Origin of the sequence: Sulfitobacter sp. 15WGC (genome assembly GCF_005068605.1) — a bacterium.
GTDB lineage: Bacteria > Pseudomonadota > Alphaproteobacteria > Rhodobacterales > Rhodobacteraceae > Sulfitobacter > Sulfitobacter faviae.
On record NZ_SZNL01000010.1, the window covers coordinates 134893 to 149676 of the forward strand.

20 protein-coding genes are annotated in these 14784 nt (G+C 63.4%); 9 read left to right on the forward strand and 11 right to left on the reverse strand.

The features are described from left to right. Positions 1-18: 18 nt before the first annotated feature. The 6 genes from FCK22_RS10745 to FCK22_RS10770 all read right to left on the reverse strand — a co-directional run bounded on the left by FCK22_RS10745 (position 19) and on the right by FCK22_RS10770 (position 3436). Complete coding sequence (locus FCK22_RS10745) at positions 19-474, reverse strand: GNAT family N-acetyltransferase (protein ID WP_067263583.1); 456 nt, start codon at positions 472-474, stop codon at positions 19-21. After that, complete coding sequence (gene tsaB / locus FCK22_RS10750; RefSeq protein WP_136720414.1) at positions 471-1094, reverse strand: tRNA (adenosine(37)-N6)-threonylcarbamoyltransferase complex dimerization subunit type 1 TsaB; 624 nt, start codon at positions 1092-1094, stop codon at positions 471-473. The genes FCK22_RS10745 and tsaB overlap by 4 nt, the downstream gene beginning before the upstream one ends. Beyond that, positions 1087-1647 carry a NifU family protein gene (locus FCK22_RS10755; RefSeq protein WP_067261530.1) on the reverse strand — a complete coding sequence of 187 codons (561 nt, stop codon included), beginning with the start codon at positions 1645-1647 and terminating at the stop codon, positions 1087-1089. The genes tsaB and FCK22_RS10755 overlap by 8 nt, the downstream gene beginning before the upstream one ends. Positions 1648-1760: 113 nt before the next feature. Next, positions 1761-2219: a universal stress protein gene (locus tag FCK22_RS10760; RefSeq protein WP_040700546.1), complete on the reverse strand. Its 459-nt coding sequence runs from the start codon at positions 2217-2219 to the stop codon at positions 1761-1763. Between the two features lie 97 nt (positions 2220-2316). Then, positions 2317-3195, reverse strand: coding sequence for a branched-chain amino acid aminotransferase (locus FCK22_RS10765; protein ID WP_067261532.1), 879 nt, complete (start codon positions 3193-3195; stop codon positions 2317-2319). A gap of 10 nt (positions 3196-3205) precedes the next feature. Beyond that, positions 3206-3436, reverse strand: a complete 231-nt coding sequence (locus tag FCK22_RS10770) for a hypothetical protein (RefSeq protein ID WP_067261534.1) — start codon at positions 3434-3436, stop codon at positions 3206-3208. Positions 3437-3645: 209 nt separating this feature from the next. Here FCK22_RS10770 and FCK22_RS10775 point away from each other — a divergent pair, with 209 nt between their 5' ends. Together FCK22_RS10775 and FCK22_RS10780 are read left to right on the forward strand one after the other, a co-directional pair. Beyond that, entirely contained in the window at positions 3646-4371 is a 726-nt protein-coding gene (locus tag FCK22_RS10775; protein ID WP_067261535.1) for a M48 family metalloprotease, read from the forward strand. Positions 4372-4375: 4 nt separating this feature from the next. After that, positions 4376-4732 carry a YigZ family protein gene (locus FCK22_RS10780; protein ID WP_067261536.1) on the forward strand — a complete coding sequence of 119 codons (357 nt, stop codon included), beginning with the start codon at positions 4376-4378 and terminating at the stop codon, positions 4730-4732. Here the strand turns inward: FCK22_RS10780 and FCK22_RS10785 are convergent. From FCK22_RS10785 to FCK22_RS10795, 3 genes are all read right to left on the reverse strand, one after another. Then, the gene (locus FCK22_RS10785) at positions 4729-5349 is read right to left on the reverse strand and encodes a hemolysin III family protein (protein ID WP_067261538.1); all 621 of its coding nucleotides are present in this window, start codon (positions 5347-5349) and stop codon (positions 4729-4731) included. The genes FCK22_RS10780 and FCK22_RS10785 overlap by 4 nt on opposite strands. A 69-nt stretch (positions 5350-5418) precedes the next feature. Further along, the gene (locus FCK22_RS10790; RefSeq protein ID WP_082851951.1) at positions 5419-5802 is read right to left on the reverse strand and encodes a hypothetical protein; all 384 of its coding nucleotides are present in this window, start codon (positions 5800-5802) and stop codon (positions 5419-5421) included. A gap of 138 nt (positions 5803-5940) precedes the next feature. Continuing rightward, positions 5941-6831: a LysR family transcriptional regulator gene (locus tag FCK22_RS10795; protein WP_136720415.1), complete on the reverse strand. Its 891-nt coding sequence runs from the start codon at positions 6829-6831 to the stop codon at positions 5941-5943. A gap of 95 nt (positions 6832-6926) precedes the next feature. On the opposite strand from FCK22_RS10795, the gene FCK22_RS10800 reads away from it, so the two are divergent. Continuing rightward, positions 6927-7421 carry a lactoylglutathione lyase family protein gene (locus tag FCK22_RS10800; RefSeq protein WP_067261541.1) on the forward strand — a complete coding sequence of 165 codons (495 nt, stop codon included), beginning with the start codon at positions 6927-6929 and terminating at the stop codon, positions 7419-7421. Between the two features lie 18 nt (positions 7422-7439). Here the strand turns inward: FCK22_RS10800 and rimO are convergent, their stop codons facing one another. Continuing rightward, on the reverse strand, positions 7440-8813 hold the full coding sequence (gene rimO, locus FCK22_RS10805; protein ID WP_067261543.1) for a 30S ribosomal protein S12 methylthiotransferase RimO: 1374 nt from the start codon (positions 8811-8813) through the stop codon (positions 7440-7442). Between the two features lie 62 nt (positions 8814-8875). On the opposite strand from rimO, the gene FCK22_RS10810 reads away from it, so the two are divergent. The 6 genes from FCK22_RS10810 (at position 8876) to FCK22_RS10835 (ending at position 14187) form a co-directional block, all read left to right on the forward strand. Continuing rightward, complete coding sequence (locus FCK22_RS10810; RefSeq protein ID WP_136720416.1) at positions 8876-10813, forward strand: AsmA family protein; 1938 nt, start codon at positions 8876-8878, stop codon at positions 10811-10813. 98 nt (positions 10814-10911) lie between these two features. Then, the gene (gene trpB / locus FCK22_RS10815) at positions 10912-12144 is read left to right on the forward strand and encodes a tryptophan synthase subunit beta (RefSeq protein WP_067263216.1); all 1233 of its coding nucleotides are present in this window, start codon (positions 10912-10914) and stop codon (positions 12142-12144) included. A gap of 434 nt (positions 12145-12578) precedes the next feature. Beyond that, positions 12579-12827: a hypothetical protein gene (locus FCK22_RS10820; protein ID WP_067263219.1), complete on the forward strand. Its 249-nt coding sequence runs from the start codon at positions 12579-12581 to the stop codon at positions 12825-12827. A 51-nt stretch (positions 12828-12878) separates the two neighbouring features. Next, positions 12879-13145 carry a hypothetical protein gene (locus FCK22_RS10825; protein WP_067263221.1) on the forward strand — a complete coding sequence of 89 codons (267 nt, stop codon included), beginning with the start codon at positions 12879-12881 and terminating at the stop codon, positions 13143-13145. Positions 13146-13184: 39 nt separating this feature from the next. After that, a complete protein-coding gene (locus tag FCK22_RS10830; RefSeq protein WP_067263223.1) occupies positions 13185-13451 on the forward strand; it encodes a hypothetical protein in 267 nt (88 codons plus the stop codon). Positions 13452-13653: 202 nt separating this feature from the next. Then, a complete protein-coding gene (locus FCK22_RS10835) occupies positions 13654-14187 on the forward strand; it encodes a LuxR C-terminal-related transcriptional regulator (protein WP_067263225.1) in 534 nt (177 codons plus the stop codon). A 15-nt stretch (positions 14188-14202) separates the two neighbouring features. Here FCK22_RS10835 and FCK22_RS10840 read toward each other — a convergent pair whose 3' ends face one another. Continuing rightward, positions 14203-14781, reverse strand: a complete 579-nt coding sequence (locus FCK22_RS10840; RefSeq protein WP_067263228.1) for a DUF4893 domain-containing protein — start codon at positions 14779-14781, stop codon at positions 14203-14205. Positions 14782-14784 lie beyond the last annotated feature (3 nt).

A 14784-nucleotide genomic window follows, 5' to 3' on the forward strand; every position in this document is an offset into this window, starting at 1 on the left:
CGCAGGCGGGGGGTAGGGTCAACCGCTTTTTGAGGGCAAGCCGCCCGGATCGCCAGCGTGACCATGGGTCAAGACGCGTTGCAGGATGCAGGCATCTACGGGTGGAACGCCGCTGCGTGCGTAATAGGCACGGCGGGTGGCGATTTGGGCAAAACCTTGATCCGCATAGAGCGCGCGGGCGGGCAGATTATCGGCAGCGACTTCGAGAAAGGCACTTTCGCAGTCGGCGGGCAGGGCCGCCAGCCAGTCGCGCAACAGGGCCCGGCCCAGCCCCCGGCGTTGCTGCGCAGGGTCCACGGCAAGGGTCAGCAATTCGGATTCGCCCGCGATGGTGCGGGTCAGGGCAAAGCCGCCCGGGCGGGTGAAAAGCTGCACGAAGGGGCTGTCGAGCAGGCCTGCGAACTCCGCCTCTTGCCACGGCCTGTCCTGGGTGAAGGCCGCAGCATGGAGCGCGGCGAGGGCCGCCGGTGTCACGGCAGCAGCACCGGGGCGGCGTCGCGGGCGGGGGCGGCATCGGCGGGGCGCAGGTAAAGCGGCGCAGGCCGCGGCAGATTGCTGGCAAAACGGCGCGCGGCGATGCGGGCGATGGCTTCGGCCACAGGCATCGCTGGCGGCTCTCCGCCCGCGCCGATCAGCGGGCCGGTGAAGGCCGGGAGGGCTGTGGCATCATGAAGCGCGGGCGCGGAAATGCCGGGGTTGTCAAAGCCTTGCAGGAATACCTGATCGCGGCGGGCATCCACCGCACAGGCGCAGGGGCCGTCATGGCCTTCGCGCAGCGCGTCGAAGGCATCGACACCGACTGCCGGGATGCCAAGACCAAGCGCCAGCCCACGGGCGGCAGAAACGGCGATGCGGATGCCGGTGAAATTGCCCGGTCCGATGCCGACGCCAAGCGCGGTGAGGTCGGCATAGGCCAGCCCGGCCTCGCTCAACAATTCCTCGCAAAGGACCATGATCCGCTCGGCCTGACCCTTGGTCATCAGCTCAGTGCGGGAGGCCAAGATCCGATCGCCCGACAGCAAAGCGGCCGCGCAATGCGCGGCCGATGTGTCAAAGGCCAGAATCAGCGGCCCGCTTGCGCCATGCTCAGGCAACCGGGCGCACCTCTGTGACCTCGGGGATGTAGTGGCGCAGCAGGTTCTCGATGCCCATTTTCAACGTCAGGGTCGAAGAGGGGCAACCGGCGCAGGCACCCTGCATATGCAGATAGACGACGCCACGCTCAAATCCGTGAAAGGTAATGTCGCCGCCGTCTTGGGCCACGGCGGGGCGCACGCGGCTGTCCAGCAACTCTTTGATCTGGCCGACGATTTCACCGTCTTCGCCGTCATGCGCGGCGTGGCCGGATGTGGGCTGGTGGTCAGAGGCCATGACCGGCTCGCCGGACTGGAAATGCTCCATGATGGCGCCGAGCAGGGCGGGTTTCACATGGTCCCATTCCACCGCGTCTTGCTTGGTCACGGTGACGAAATCAGTGCCGAAGAACACGCCGGTCACGCCCTCGACCGCAAAGAGCCGTTGGGCCAGCGGGGAGGTTGCCCCGGCTTCGGGGGAGGGGAAATCAGCGGTGCCCATCTCCAGCACGGTCTGACCCGGCAGGAACTTGAGCGTTGCGGGGTTCGGAGTGGATTCGGTCTGGATGAACATGGGGTGTACCTCGCTTTCGGCGTGGCTCCTGATATGCGCCTGCGCGGGCGGCAAGTCAAGGTTTAGAACCGTTCTAAATTGTGGCGCCGGGCATTAGGCGGGCGGCAGAGCGCTTAGGTGATCGCTTCGAGCCGTTCCTTGCTCAGATCGCCGGGCACGATGGTGATCGGCACGGGCAGGGCACCGGCAGAGCGCGACAATTGCGTGACCAGCGGGCCGGGGCCTTTCTTGCGGTCGCCGCTGGCGCCGAGCACCAGAACGCCGATGTCGGGGTCGTCGGACAGCTGCTGGATGATCTCATCCGTCGGTTCGCCCTCGCGGATGATCAGCTCAGGGTCGACGCCCTGTTTGTCGCGCATCCATTTGGCGAAGACCTCGAAATGCACCTCGATCCGTTCGCGGGCCTCTTCGCGCATCAGGTCGCCAACGCCGATCCAATGGTTGAACTCTTCGGGCGGGATCACCGAAAGCACGGCCACGCCGCCCCCCGTGCGCGCCGCGCGCAGGGCGGCGAAACGCATGGCATTCAAACATTCGGTGCTATCGTCCAACACCACTAGGAATTTCCGCATCAAACCCTCTCTCCGCACCTCCTCCCGGTGCGGTGCGATCATGGCGCGGGCGGGCGGCGCTGGCAATTGCTTTTGCGCGCCGCTGCCGTCCGGGCCTTCAGCCGCGCTGACTTGCGGCCCAATCCCAATACATTTCACGCACCCGGCGCGTGACCGGGTTCTGGTTGTCCCCGGTGCCATATTGCGTCTCGTCAAAGGCGCTGACAGGCGTGACCTTCATCATATTGCCCGACAGAAAGACCTCATCGGCGGCGTGGAAATCGTCAAAGCTCAGGACGGTCTCATGCACCTTCATCCCCGCCTCGCGCATGTTCGACATATGCCGCGCACGGGTGATCCCGGCAAGGAAGGTGCCGTTGGGGATGGGGGTGAAAACCTCACCATCCTTGACCATGAAGACGTTGGCGCTGGCGCTTTCGGCGACATTGCCCATGGCATCGGCCACCAGGGCGTTGCCAAACCCTTTGGCGCGCGCCTCGACCATCATGCGGGCGTTGTTGGGGTAGAGACAGCCCGCCTTGGCATTGACCACGTTATCCTCCAGTACCGGGCGGCGGAAGCGGGTGCGGGTGAGGGTGGTCGCGGCCTCGGGCGGGGCCATGGGAATGGCCTCAAGGCTGATGGCAAAGCCGGTGGCCCCTTCGCGCGGCACGATCCCGAGCTCGTCACCCGCCAGCGCCCAATACATCGGGCGGATATAGACCGCCTGATCGCGCGAATAGCTCTTCAGCCCCTCGCGGCACATCTCAATCATATCCTCGGTCTCGACCGTGGGGGTGATCATCAGCGCGCGGGCTGAGCGGTTGATCCGCGCGCAATGCGCCTCAAGATCGGGGGCCAGCCCGTCGAACAGCCGCGCCCCGTCGAAAACGGTGGTGCCCAGCCATGCGCCGTGATCGGCGGCCTTGATGGTGGGCAGATCGCCGTCGTGCCATGCGCCGTTGAAATAGGTCTTGATGTCTGTGCCGGTGGCCATGTGACGATCCTCAGGAATTGCTTCGGTAGATGCCCTCGGGCAGGTTCAGTGCCGCCGTCAGATCGCTCAGCTGCGCGGGGGACAGGGTGATCTTGGCCACACGGTCGGTTCGGGCGTCCCATTGCTCGATCGTGATTTGTCCCGCAAAGGCAGAGACGGTGACGTCCTCGCGCAGGGGGGCGTCGGATTCGTCGATCAGGGTGATGACGGTGGCGTCAAATTCATGCTCGATGGTAAACATGAGGGCACATTAGGCTTTGTGCTCGCGAGCGCAAGACAGGCTTTGTGCTCGCGCGCGCAAGACAGGGTATGTGCTCACGAGTGCAAGACAGGGTTTGTGACGCCAAGCGCAAGACCGCCGTGGGGTGTCAAAGCGCCGTGAACGGGGGTGGCGGCGGCAGGGCGTCATGATAGACAGGTGGCTCAAGGAGCCCCGAGCGAGGATCAGCCGTGAAATTGTTTAATGCCCTTGGCGCATTTGCCGTCATCGCCCTGCTTTCTGCCTGTGAGGTGGCACCGATCCAAACAGGGCCGATCCCGGCCGACAGGCCGCAGACCACGGGGCAGGCGAGCTCGCGGCTGAGCGCGAGCGCGGCGGCGCGGAGCTTTGTTCAGGTGGTCCGCACGCTTGAACCCGTGGCCGAACGGGAGTGTCGCAACCGGACGACGGGGATGAACTGTGATTTCAATATCGTGGTCGACGACCGCCCCGGTCAACCGGCCAACGCCTTTCAAACGCTGGATGAAAATGGCCGCCCGATCGTGGCCTTTACGCTCGCGCTGATCGGCGATGCCCGCAACGAGGATGAGCTTGCCTTCGTCTTGGGCCATGAGGCCGCGCATCACATCGCGGGCCATATTGAACGGCAGCAGCAAAACGCCATGGCGGGGGCGGTGATCTTTGCCGGTCTCGCCACGCTCAGCGGGGGCGATGCCAATGCCGTGCGCACGGCGCAGGAATTGGGCGCAGAGGTCGGCGCGCGGCGTTATTCCAAGGATTTCGAGCTTGAGGCCGACGCCCTTGGCACGATCATCACCGCGCGGGCGGGCTATGACCCGCTGCGCGGCGCCGAGTTCTTTACCCGCATTCCCGACCCCGGCGACCGTTTCCTTGGCACCCATCCGCCCAATAACGCCCGGATCGATATCGTGCGGCGCACAATGGCGGGGCTGTAACGCTTTGCGCAAACTGGGGCAGGTGCTGAACGACCGCGGGTCGAAATATGCGGTGTCGGGCTGCCCTGCGCGTGACCGGGCCGAGGTGGATGCCGCGTTGAAAGACCTCAAACGCGACAAATCCTACGCGAAGGCCACGCATAACACTTGGGCGGTGCTCCTGTCGGATGGCGGCCCGCTCAAAGGCGACGATGGCGAATCCGGCGCGGGCATGGTGATCTTGCGAATGTTGGAGCGCGAGGGGCTGACCGATCATCTGATCGTCGTCACCCGCTGGTACGGTGGCAAACATCTGGGCGGCGACCGTTTTCGCCATGTGCAGACCTGCGTGCGGGCCTATCTGGATGAGGCCGCGGGCTAAAGGCTGAGCGCGATGGCGGCAAAGAAACAGGCCGTGGCGACCAGCACGAAGACATGCCAGATCGCGTTTTGATAGCGCATCCCGGGATGGGCATAGACCAAGGTACCCGCCGAATAGGTCAGCCCGCCCGCGGCCACCAGCGCCAGTGCCGCTCCCGGCAGATTGTGCCACATCGGGTAGATCAGCAGCACCGAGAGCCAGCCCATGCCGAGGTAGAGCGCGAGTGATCCGCGCGCATCGGTGCGCCAGAACCAGAGCTTGGCCACCGCGCCGATCACCGCCAGCGCCCAGACCACGCCAAGGATGCCATAGGCAAAGCCAGAGCCGATCACCATCACCAGCGGCGTATAAGTGCCCGCGATCTTAAAGTAGATCGCCGCATGATCGACCCGGCCCAGAAAGGCGCGGCTGCGGTCGAAGGGCAGCAGGTGGTAGACGGCAGATGCAGTGAAAGAGGCAAGGATGCAGCCTGCGTAGATCGCCGTGGCGGTCAATTGCCCCTCTTGCCCGGCGGCATGGATCATCAAAAGGATGCTGGCGGGAATGGCGAAGCCAAGGCTCAGCACATGCACGGTGCCGTCGGCCAAAGTCTCAGCGATGGAGGTCGGATAGCCCATGACAGAAAGGTAGCAGCGAAACCGCACCCTGCCATGGGTGACGAAAGGTAAAGCGCAGGGCCCGATGGATCAGCGCGGTTTGTTGCCGTCGATCCAGCGCGACATCAGGGTTTTGTCGCGAAAACACTCCTGCGGGACATCGCGGCGTTTCAACCGCGCGATGCGTTCGGCAAAAGCGACCTGTTTGGCGGACGGGTAGGCGGCAAAGGGCCCCTCCAACGCTTGCGGTTTATGGGCGTCGATCCATTCCGAGACCGCCGCGCGATCCGCTTCGATGCCTTTGGGAAGCTCTTCGCCCGTTCGCTTGGCGAGGGACTGGGCGTATTGCATCTGTTTTTCGGTCGCGGGCATGCGGCGGTCGGCCTGTTTGGGCTGCGCGCTATCGCTGCCACGGGGCGGGCGACCTTGCTGCTCAAGGTCGAAGATGCCGGGAAACTGAGGTTGAAAAGACATGTGGTCATTCCTCTGCTACTGCGTTCTACATATAGAACAGAAAGGGAACATGTTCAAGTCTCTCCGCAATCTCGCCCTTCCATGGTGGTATATCTAGTAGCGGGGGTGTTTTGTTCCGCAATATCTGTGATGCGTGCGCTATCGTAGCTGTTCCGCCGCCTCTGCGATCAGGTCCGCCGTCTTCACCATCCGCGCGGGCAGGGGCCGCCCGCGCCGGGAGGCGAGCCAGAGGTCATGCCAACGCCGCTTGGGCAGAGGCAGCAGCCTGAGCCGGTCCTTGGCGGCAAAGGTTTCGACCCCGCTGCGGGGCAAAAGCGTATAGCCCACGCCCCGCGCCACCGCCGCCGGGATCTGGCCGATCTGGTTCACATAGCCACGCAGGCGCATCCGGTCGGCCCCCGGATAGCTGTCCGGGAAATTTAACTGGAGCAGATCGTCGGCATAGGCGAAGCCATCGGGATGAGCGATGAAGCCCCGGCTTTCGAGATCGGCAAAACTTTCTATCTGTTCCAATGCATTAACCGGCAGCACGAGGCAAAGTTCCTCGCGCCCCAGATGCCGGGCCTCTAGCCTTGCATGGGCCGGGTCATCGGCCAGCACGCCCAGATCAAACCGCCCATCGAGCAGCCCGGCGCGGATTGTGGCTTGGGGGGCGGCTTCGAGATGGAGGGAGAGGTCGGGCGCTTGGGCCATCCACTCCAGCAGCAGCGGCTGAAGCAGCATGGCGAAACTGCCGGAGCAGGCGATATGCACCACGCCCCGGTCGGGCAGGTCGGTCGCGATGCGTTCGCGCAGGCGCTGCTCTTCGCGGCGGCGGGCAAGGCCGGTTTCAAACAGCGCTTCGCCCGCCGGGGTCAGGGTGAAACTTTTGCCCTCGCGCGCGATCAGCGGCTGTCCCAATTGGTCTTCCAGCTTGCGCAGATGCTGCGACACCCCCGGCTGGGTCATGTTGAGCCGCTGCGCCGTGCGGGTGAAATGGCCGGTCTCGCAAAGGGTGGTGAGGGTCTCAAGCCAGGTGGCGTTCAGCATGGCAAACGGTTCGTTATGATTTCGATGAGATTTGATAATTTCACATGTGGGGTGCGCCTGTCTATCTCAACCTCAACGCAAACAGGAGACCGCATATGACCACCCCCCGTACCTTTTCCCACATCGGCCTGTCCGTGCCGGACCTCGACGCCGCCGTGAAGTTCTATTCCGAAGTTCTCGGGTTCTATGTCGTGATGCAGCCCACCGAAGCGGTGGAAGAAGACACCGCCATCGGCGTCATGTGCACCGATGTCTTCGGCCCCGGCTGGGGATCGCTGCGCATCGCCCATTTGGCGACAGCGGATGGCATCGGGATCGAAATCTTCGAGTTCCCCGGCAACTACGCCCCCGAAGAAAAGCTGGAGCATAAGCGCCACGGCACCTTCCACTTCGCCATCCAAGACCCCGATGTCGAAGGTCTGCTGGAGCGGATCATCGCGGCGGGCGGCAAGCAGCGGATGCCGGTGCGGGAATATTTCCCGGGCGAGAAACCCTACCGCATGGTCTATGTCGAAGACCCGTTCGGCATCGTCTTCGAGCTTTATAGCCACAGCTATGAGCTGACCTATTCGGCAGGCGCCTACGCCTGAGAGCAGCCCGCGGGGGCGTCAGGTGATCTGACGTCCCCAAAGGTCGTATTCGCCCGCCTCTTCGACTTCGACGGTGACGATATCGCCGACCTTGAGGTTCTGGAAATCCTCGTCAATGAAGAGATTACCGTCGATCTCGGGCGCGTCGGATTTGGTGCGGCAGGTGGCGGCGTCTTCGTCGATCTCATCCACGATCACGTCGAGGCGTTTGCCGACCTTGGCGGCGAGCTTGGCCTCTGAAATCGCTTGCGCCTTTTCCATGAAGCGCTCCCAACGGTCTTGTTTGATCTCAGGCGCCACATGATCCGGCAGCGCGTTCGACCGCGCGCCTTCGACGTTTTCGTATTGGAAGCAGCCGACCCGGTCGAGCTGCGCCTCGTCCAGCCAATCGAGCAGGGTCTGGAATTCCTCCTCAGTCTCACCCGGGTAGCCGACGATGAAGGTTGAGCGCAGGGTGATGTCGGGGCAGGTGTCGCGCCATGCGGCGATCTCGTCCAGTGTTTTCGACGCGGCGGCGGGGCGGGCCATGCGTTTCAGCACGTCCGGATGCGCGTGCTGGAAGGGGATGTCGAGGTAGGGCAGTACGAGGCCTTCGGCCATGAGCGGGATCAACTTGCGCACATGCGGGTAGGGGTAGACGTAGTGCAGCCGCACCCAGGCGCCGAGCGACCCGAGATCACGGGCCAGATCGGTGATATGGGCACGGTGGCCGCGGTCTTCGGCATGTTTGATGTCGACCCCGTAGGCGGAGGTGTCTTGGCTGATGACCAGCAGTTCCTTGACGCCATTATTGACCAGCCGCTCGGCCTCGCGCATCACCGCATGGGCCGGGCGCGATTGTAGGCGGCCCCGCATGTCAGGGATGATGCAGAACTTGCACTTGTGGTTACAGCCCTCGGAAATCTTGAGGTAGCTGTAGTGCCGTGGGGTGAGCGAGACCTGCTGCGCGGGCAGGAGGTCGATGAAGGGATCGGGCGCGGGCGGCACCGCGCCATGCACCGCGTCGAGCACCTGTTCGTATTGATGCGGGCCCGTGACGGCGAGGATGCGAGGGTGATGTTCGCGGATATAATCCGGCTCGGCCCCGAGGCAGCCGGTGACGATGACCTTGCCGTTTTCCGTGAGCGCCTCGCCGATGGCATCAAGGCTTTCGGCCTTGGCGCTGTCGAGAAAGCCGCAGGTGTTCACGATCACCGCATCGGCGCCCGCGTAATCGGGCGAAACGCCATAGCCCTCGGCGCGAAGCCGGGTCAGGATGCGTTCGGAATCGACCAATGCCTTGGGACAGCCGAGGCTGACCATGCCGATGGTCGGCTGGCCGGGGCGGGCGGGATCGCTGATCTTCGCCTGCGGGGCGAGGTCGGGGCGCAGATTGGGTGGGTTTGTGCTCATGGCTTGCGCTATAAGGCAAGCGGATGAGCGGGGAAAGAGCCGCCGGGCAGGAGGAGAGAGCCATGAGATGGATTATACGGGTCATCGGCGCGCTGTTGCTGATCGTCGTGATCATGCTGGGGGCGCTGTTCCTGCTGCCCGGCGAACGGATCGCGCGGATCGCCAGTGAGCAACTCAGCCGGATGACCGGGCGGGAGGTGTCGATCACCGGCGATGTGGGCGTGACGCTCTGGCCGGTGCTGGGGGTGACCGCAGGCGGGCTTGAGGTCGGCAATGCCGATTGGACCGATAAGGGCGCGCTGCTGACGGCGGCCAATGCCGCGATTGGGGTGGACGCGGGCGCGCTTTTGCGCGGTGAGATACGCATCACCAATATCGCGGCGCAAAGCCCGGTGATCCGGTTAGAGCAACGTCTTGATGGGCGCGCAAGCTGGCAGTTCACCGATAGCGCCAGCGGCGCGCGGATCGAGACCGAGAGCGCGCCGAGCGCCAGCCGCCGCCCGCTGAGCATTCAGAAGCTGACGGTGACCGATGCCACGCTGATCTATGACGCCGAAGGGGCGGACTTGCTGCGCTATGATGGTGTCAATCTGGCGCTGGACTGGCCCGAACGGGGCGGGGCGGCGGAGATCACCGTCAGCATGGCGCCAGCGAGCGAGCCGGTTAAGCTTGCCGCGCGGATCGAAGGATTTGCGGATTTTCTGGAGGGCGGCGTGCAGCCGCTGCGGGCGGAGGTTGCGACGGGCGGGGGTGAAGCCCTGTTCGACGGGCGCGGCGCGCTCAACGGGGCGCTGGCGGGGGATATCCGCATAGACAGCCCCGATACGGCGCGGTTTCTGGCGTCGCTCGGCGCGGGCACTGTGACGCTGCCGCGCGGTTTGGGCCGGTCGGTCGATCTGCGCTCTGGGCTGACCCTGACGGCGGATCGGCGTCTGTCGCTGCGCAATCTCACGGTGGATTTGGGCGGCAACAGCCTGACCGGGCAGGCCGATTTGGCCCTGAACGGCACGCCGCGGATCACCGCAAACCTGCGGACCGGGGCGCTGGACCTCTCGGCCCTGTCCGAGGAAAGCGAACAGGCCGCAGGCGCCGACAGCACCGTCACGGCGGAGACAGAGGGCTGGTCACGGCAAGAGATCAACGCCGACTGGCTCGCCGCCTTTGACGGGAACATCGCGCTGAGCGCGGAAAGCATTGATTTGGGGCAGCTCGACCTTGGCCCCACCCGCGCCGTGCTGCGCAATGAGCGCGCACGAATGGTCTTTGATCTACAGGATATGAACACCTATGGCGGCAAGGTTGCGGGGGAGTTTGTGATGAACAACCGCGATGGCCTGTCCGTGGGCGGCAAGCTGCAAGCGCAGAACGTGCAGATGCGCGACCTGCTGGAGGATACCGCCGGGGTGACGCGCTTTACCGGGGCGGGCGATGCCGAACTGTCGTTCCTCGGGGTGGGGCAGTCCATTGACGCGATCATGCGCTCGCTCAGCGGCTCTGGCGCGCTGACCATGGGGCGCGGCACGATTGCGGGGATCGACTTGGACGCGCTGCTTGGCTCGGTCGATGCCGAAGGCGGCAGCACGGTGTTCGATTCCGTCCAAGCGACATTCGACATCGCCAAGGGCGTTTTGCGCAACGACGATCTGCTGATGCTGCTGCCGAACTTCAACGCGACGGGGGCAGGGCAGGTCGATCTGGGGGCGCAGAGGCTGGACTATACGGTCACGCCCAAGGCGCTGCGCGTCAATGCGTCGCGCGGTGGGCTGGCGGTGCCGGTGCGGATTAGGGGGCCTTGGGCCGACCCTGAGATCAAGGCCGATCTGCGCGCCGCGATCGACCTGAACTTTGCCGAGGAAAAGCAGCGAGCCGAGGATGTTGTGCGCCAGAAAATACAGGAGGAATTGAACATCGCACCCGACGACAACCGCTCGACCGAGGATATCGTGAAGGATGAGTTGGAGAATGCGGTCAGACGCGAGTTGTTCAAACTGTTCGACTAGGCGCCCCCCGCCGCCCCCTGCCGCCGCATGACGAAACTCATGGTGGCGTAGCCGGGCGGGCTGCGGTAAGGCTGACGCGACATTCTAGGAGAGGCGCAATGGCCAACGATCTTTTCAACAGCTTCATGACCGGCCCCGACGAACAGGGCCGTTTCGGCGATTTCGGCGGGCGCTTTGTCTCGGAAACGCTGATGCCGCTCATTCTTGAGCTGGAAGAGCAATATGAGAAGGCCAAGACCGACGACAGTTTCTGGGCCGAGATGCACGACCTCTGGACCCATTACGTTGGCCGCCCCAGCCCGCTCTATCATGCCGAACGGCTGACCGAGCATCTGGGCGGTGCCAAGGTCTATATGAAGCGCGACGAGTTGAACCACACCGGCGCGCATAAGATCAACAACGTGCTGGGGCAAATCATCCTCGCCCGCCGCATGGGCAAGAAACGCATCATCGCCGAGACCGGGGCGGGCCAGCACGGTGTGGCCACGGCGACGGTCTGCGCCAAGTTCGGCCTGAAATGCGTGGTCTACATGGGCGCGCATGATGTGGAGCGGCAGGCCCCCAACGTCTTCCGCATGCGCCTTTTGGGCGCCGAGGTGGTCCCGGTGACCTCCGGGCGCGGCACGCTGAAGGACGCGATGAACGACGCGCTGCGCGACTGGGTGACCAACGTGCGCGACACTTTCTACTGCATCGGCACCGTGGCCGGGCCGCACCCCTATCCGGCGATGGTTCGCGACTTCCAGTCGATCATCGGCAAGGAAGTCCGCACCCAGATGGAAGAGGCCGAGGGCCGTCTGCCCGACACGGTGATCGCGGCCATCGGTGGCGGCTCTAACGCCATGGGGCTGTTCTACCCCTTCCTCGACGACAAATCGGTCAACATCATCGGCGTCGAGGCCGGCGGCAAGGGCGTGGACGAGAAGATGGAGCATTGCGCCTCGCTCACCGGTGGGCGTCCGGGCGTGCTGCATGGCAACCGCACCTACCTTTTGCAGGACGACGACGGGCAGATCCTCGAAGGTTATTCGATCTCTGCCGGGCTCGACTATCCCGGCATTGGCCCTGAGCATTCCTGGCTGCATGACATCGGCCGTGCGCAATATGTCTCGATCACCGACCGCGAGGCGCTGGAGGCGTTCCAGCTGTGCTGCGCGCTTGAAGGGATCATCCCGGCGCTGGAGCCGAGCCACGCGCTGGCCCATGTGCTGAAGATCGCGCCGGAGCTGCCCAAGGATCACCTGCTGGTGATGAATATGTGTGGCCGTGGCGACAAGGACATCTTCACCGTTGCCCGCGCATTGGACTTCGACATGGGTGAATTCGCCTAAATTCCCATCCGAATCCGAGTCGAGTTAGACGGGTCCGCGTGAAAACGCGGGCCCGTTTTTTATGTGACAACGCGCGGTACGTGATTTGCGCATAAACTTTGGGCAGGGGCCAAAGTTGTTTGCTGAAAAAGCGCGAAAAAACTTTCACATCGCGAAAAGACCGGCTAGCCTTTCGTTGCAGCCCGCGCGCCTGCCCGCGAAACCCCGTTTCGCCCTTGCAGGCTTGACGCTAAGGCAATCCACCCCCGTTTTTCGCGCCCGATTGGCTTCGTAAACCAAAGTTTATGACGCTCTTACAGGGGTTTAGATCGGACGATTTAAACCCGGGGCAGATAGCCAATCCCCACTCGAATGCCCTTTTCTCTGTCATCCCAACGACGCCGCGTCACCGATGAGCAGCTCGCAACCCAACCCGGGACTGAAAGGAACACGACATGAAAAACGCATTCGCAACCGCCGCACTGATCCTTGCCACCGCAGGCACAGCCGCTTTCGCACAGGGCATGGAAGGCCAGCAGGTCGGCTATACCGCAGATAACGCAGACGCCGCCTATTCGACACGCAACGTCACTTCCGACGCTCTGAGCTTTGACGACCTGCGCGCCGAAACACCTGCCGAGGCAACAGCGACCGTATTCGTCACCACGCAAGACGCACAAGAAGATGGCCGTTTCGTCCGCTAAACGCGGGCCACGGCTCCTCCCCCTAACTTTCTCCCCCGAAAGGCTAAAACGATGAAAAAGACACTCGCAACAACCGCACTGATCCTCGCCACCGCAAGCACTGCTGCTTTCGCTCAAGGCATGGAAGGCCAGCGCATCGGCTATAACGACAAGACCGACAATGGCGTTTCCTACTCCAGCCGCAGCGAAGCCGTGGATGAGACCAAGCTGGAAATCTTCCAAGACGGTATCCTGCGCGCCGAAGACCTCTCCGACGTGACCATCACCGTCTTCCCGACCGCGCAGAGCGACGCTTCGGTCAACCGTTTCCCGCGCTGATCACTGCGCGACCCTAACTTTCTCCCGAAAGGACACGACATGAAAAAGACACTCGCAACCACCGCCCTGATCCTTGCCACAGCAGGCTCCGCCGTTTTCGCACAGGGCATGGAAGGCCAGCAAATCGGCTATAACGACAAAGCTGATGCAGGCGTTTCCTACGCCAGCCGCAACGACGCGGTCGACAATGTGAAACTGGACATCTTCAACAGCGGCACCTTCCGCGCAGAAGACACATCCGACGTGACCGTCACCGTCTTCCCCGCCGCGCAAGACGCCGAGAAAGTGAACCGTTTCCCGCGCTGATATCGGCTCGATGCCTGCTAAGGTATTGCGGGAAAACAGTCTTCCGGCCAGTCAAGCAACCCTGAACTGGCCTCAAGAGAATGCACTCGCCCCCCGGGGCGGGTGCCAAATCACTAAGGGTTGATCAAGGCGCATGCCCGCCATCCCTTGCACTTCGGTGCGCCGCGGTTAAATACGGCGAACACCAAGGCAAGGCTTCACCATGAATAATAAGAAAAAGATCGCACTGTGGGTTATCGCCGCTCTACAGTTCAACGCCACTGTCTATTTCGTGCTCGTTTTTGCACTGGAGGGGCGCGGCGTGACGCTTTTCGGCACCCCGCTGGCTGACATTGGGCCGAACAAGGGCGTTCAGGTTTTGGGTCTGATTCTCGGGGTCGTTCTGGGCTGGATGGCACTGCGGATGAGCCTCCAGCGGGCCGAGCGGGCAGAGACGGCGCTGCGTCATTGTACGGTGGAATTCGCCGATGTGCTCGAAGAACACTTTCGCGAATGGCACCTCACCCCGGCAGAGCGGGACGTGGCGATTTTCCTCACCAAGGGTTTGAATACACGCGATATTGCTGAGATGCGGGGCACGTCCGAAGGGACCGTGAAGGCGCAGACCAATGCGATTTACCGCAAGGCGGGCGTGACCGGGCGGACCCAGCTTCTCAGCACCTTTATCGAAGACTTGATGGACGATTCCCTGATGCCGCGTCCCAAGTCGAAACTGCAACTCTGCCACGCGGCCTAAGGGCGGCGTGGCGGCTCAGCGCGTCAGTTCCAGAATATCGAAATCGCTTTCCACTGCGGGTGACGGGAACAACAGCCGCGCGCGGGTGGGGCTGACCCGCTGGAACACGGCCACGTCGCTTTGCACTTTGCCGCCTGAGGTGAAATCTTCGGGTAGATCGGCATAATCGGGCGGCGTTTCGCCCCGCACATAGCCCACCCCGGCATAGATCGCGCGGCCTTCGCGCAGGGTAATCTCGCCCTTGGTAAGCTGTGATCCGGTGAGTTTTGCAAAGGTGAAACCGCGATTGCTGGCGGTAAAGCGGCATTTGAACGGGCTATAGGCCACAAGCGGGCTGATCCCGCCCAGCTTGATCGTGCGGCAAGACCAATCGCCCTGCAAATCGGCGGAGAATGCGACCTGAGGCTGCCCAGAGAGGGCGCGGGTCAAGATCGCCACATCCCCCGCGTCGCCCCCGTTCAGCGCTTGCATCATGGCATCGCCAAAGGCGGCGTCGAAGGTCTCTAACCGGGCACTATCGGCGGGGCGGAGCGTGGTTTCCGCCCAAGCGGTGACGGGCAGAAGCAGCAGGAGGGGCAAGAGGCGCAGGCGCATGGT

Coding starts and splice junctions, on each gene's coding strand:
- FCK22_RS10755 (WP_067261530.1), bottom strand. CDS start 1,647: ATGTTCATCCAGACCGAATCCACTCCGAACCCCGCAACGCTCAAGTTC.
- FCK22_RS10760 (WP_040700546.1), bottom strand. CDS start 2,219: ATGCGGAAATTCCTAGTGGTGTTGGACGATAGCACCGAATGTTTGAAT.
- FCK22_RS10765 (WP_067261532.1), bottom strand. CDS start 3,195: ATGGCCACCGGCACAGACATCAAGACCTATTTCAACGGCGCATGGCAC.
- FCK22_RS10770 (WP_067261534.1), bottom strand. CDS start 3,436: ATGTTTACCATCGAGCATGAATTTGACGCCACCGTCATCACCCTGATC.
- FCK22_RS10785 (WP_067261538.1), bottom strand. CDS start 5,349: ATGGGCTATCCGACCTCCATCGCTGAGACTTTGGCCGACGGCACCGTG.
- FCK22_RS10790 (WP_082851951.1), bottom strand. CDS start 5,802: ATGTCTTTTCAACCTCAGTTTCCCGGCATCTTCGACCTTGAGCAGCAA.
- FCK22_RS10795 (WP_136720415.1), bottom strand. CDS start 6,831: ATGCTGAACGCCACCTGGCTTGAGACCCTCACCACCCTTTGCGAGACC.
- FCK22_RS10800 (WP_067261541.1), top strand. CDS start 6,927: ATGACCACCCCCCGTACCTTTTCCCACATCGGCCTGTCCGTGCCGGAC.
- rimO (WP_067261543.1), bottom strand. CDS start 8,813: ATGAGCACAAACCCACCCAATCTGCGCCCCGACCTCGCCCCGCAGGCG.
- FCK22_RS10810 (WP_136720416.1), top strand. CDS start 8,876: ATGAGATGGATTATACGGGTCATCGGCGCGCTGTTGCTGATCGTCGTG.
- trpB (WP_067263216.1), top strand. CDS start 10,912: ATGGCCAACGATCTTTTCAACAGCTTCATGACCGGCCCCGACGAACAG.
- FCK22_RS10820 (WP_067263219.1), top strand. CDS start 12,579: ATGAAAAACGCATTCGCAACCGCCGCACTGATCCTTGCCACCGCAGGC.
- FCK22_RS10825 (WP_067263221.1), top strand. CDS start 12,879: ATGAAAAAGACACTCGCAACAACCGCACTGATCCTCGCCACCGCAAGC.
- FCK22_RS10830 (WP_067263223.1), top strand. CDS start 13,185: ATGAAAAAGACACTCGCAACCACCGCCCTGATCCTTGCCACAGCAGGC.
- FCK22_RS10835 (WP_067263225.1), top strand. CDS start 13,654: ATGAATAATAAGAAAAAGATCGCACTGTGGGTTATCGCCGCTCTACAG.
- FCK22_RS10840 (WP_067263228.1), bottom strand. CDS start 14,781: ATGCGCCTGCGCCTCTTGCCCCTCCTGCTGCTTCTGCCCGTCACCGCT.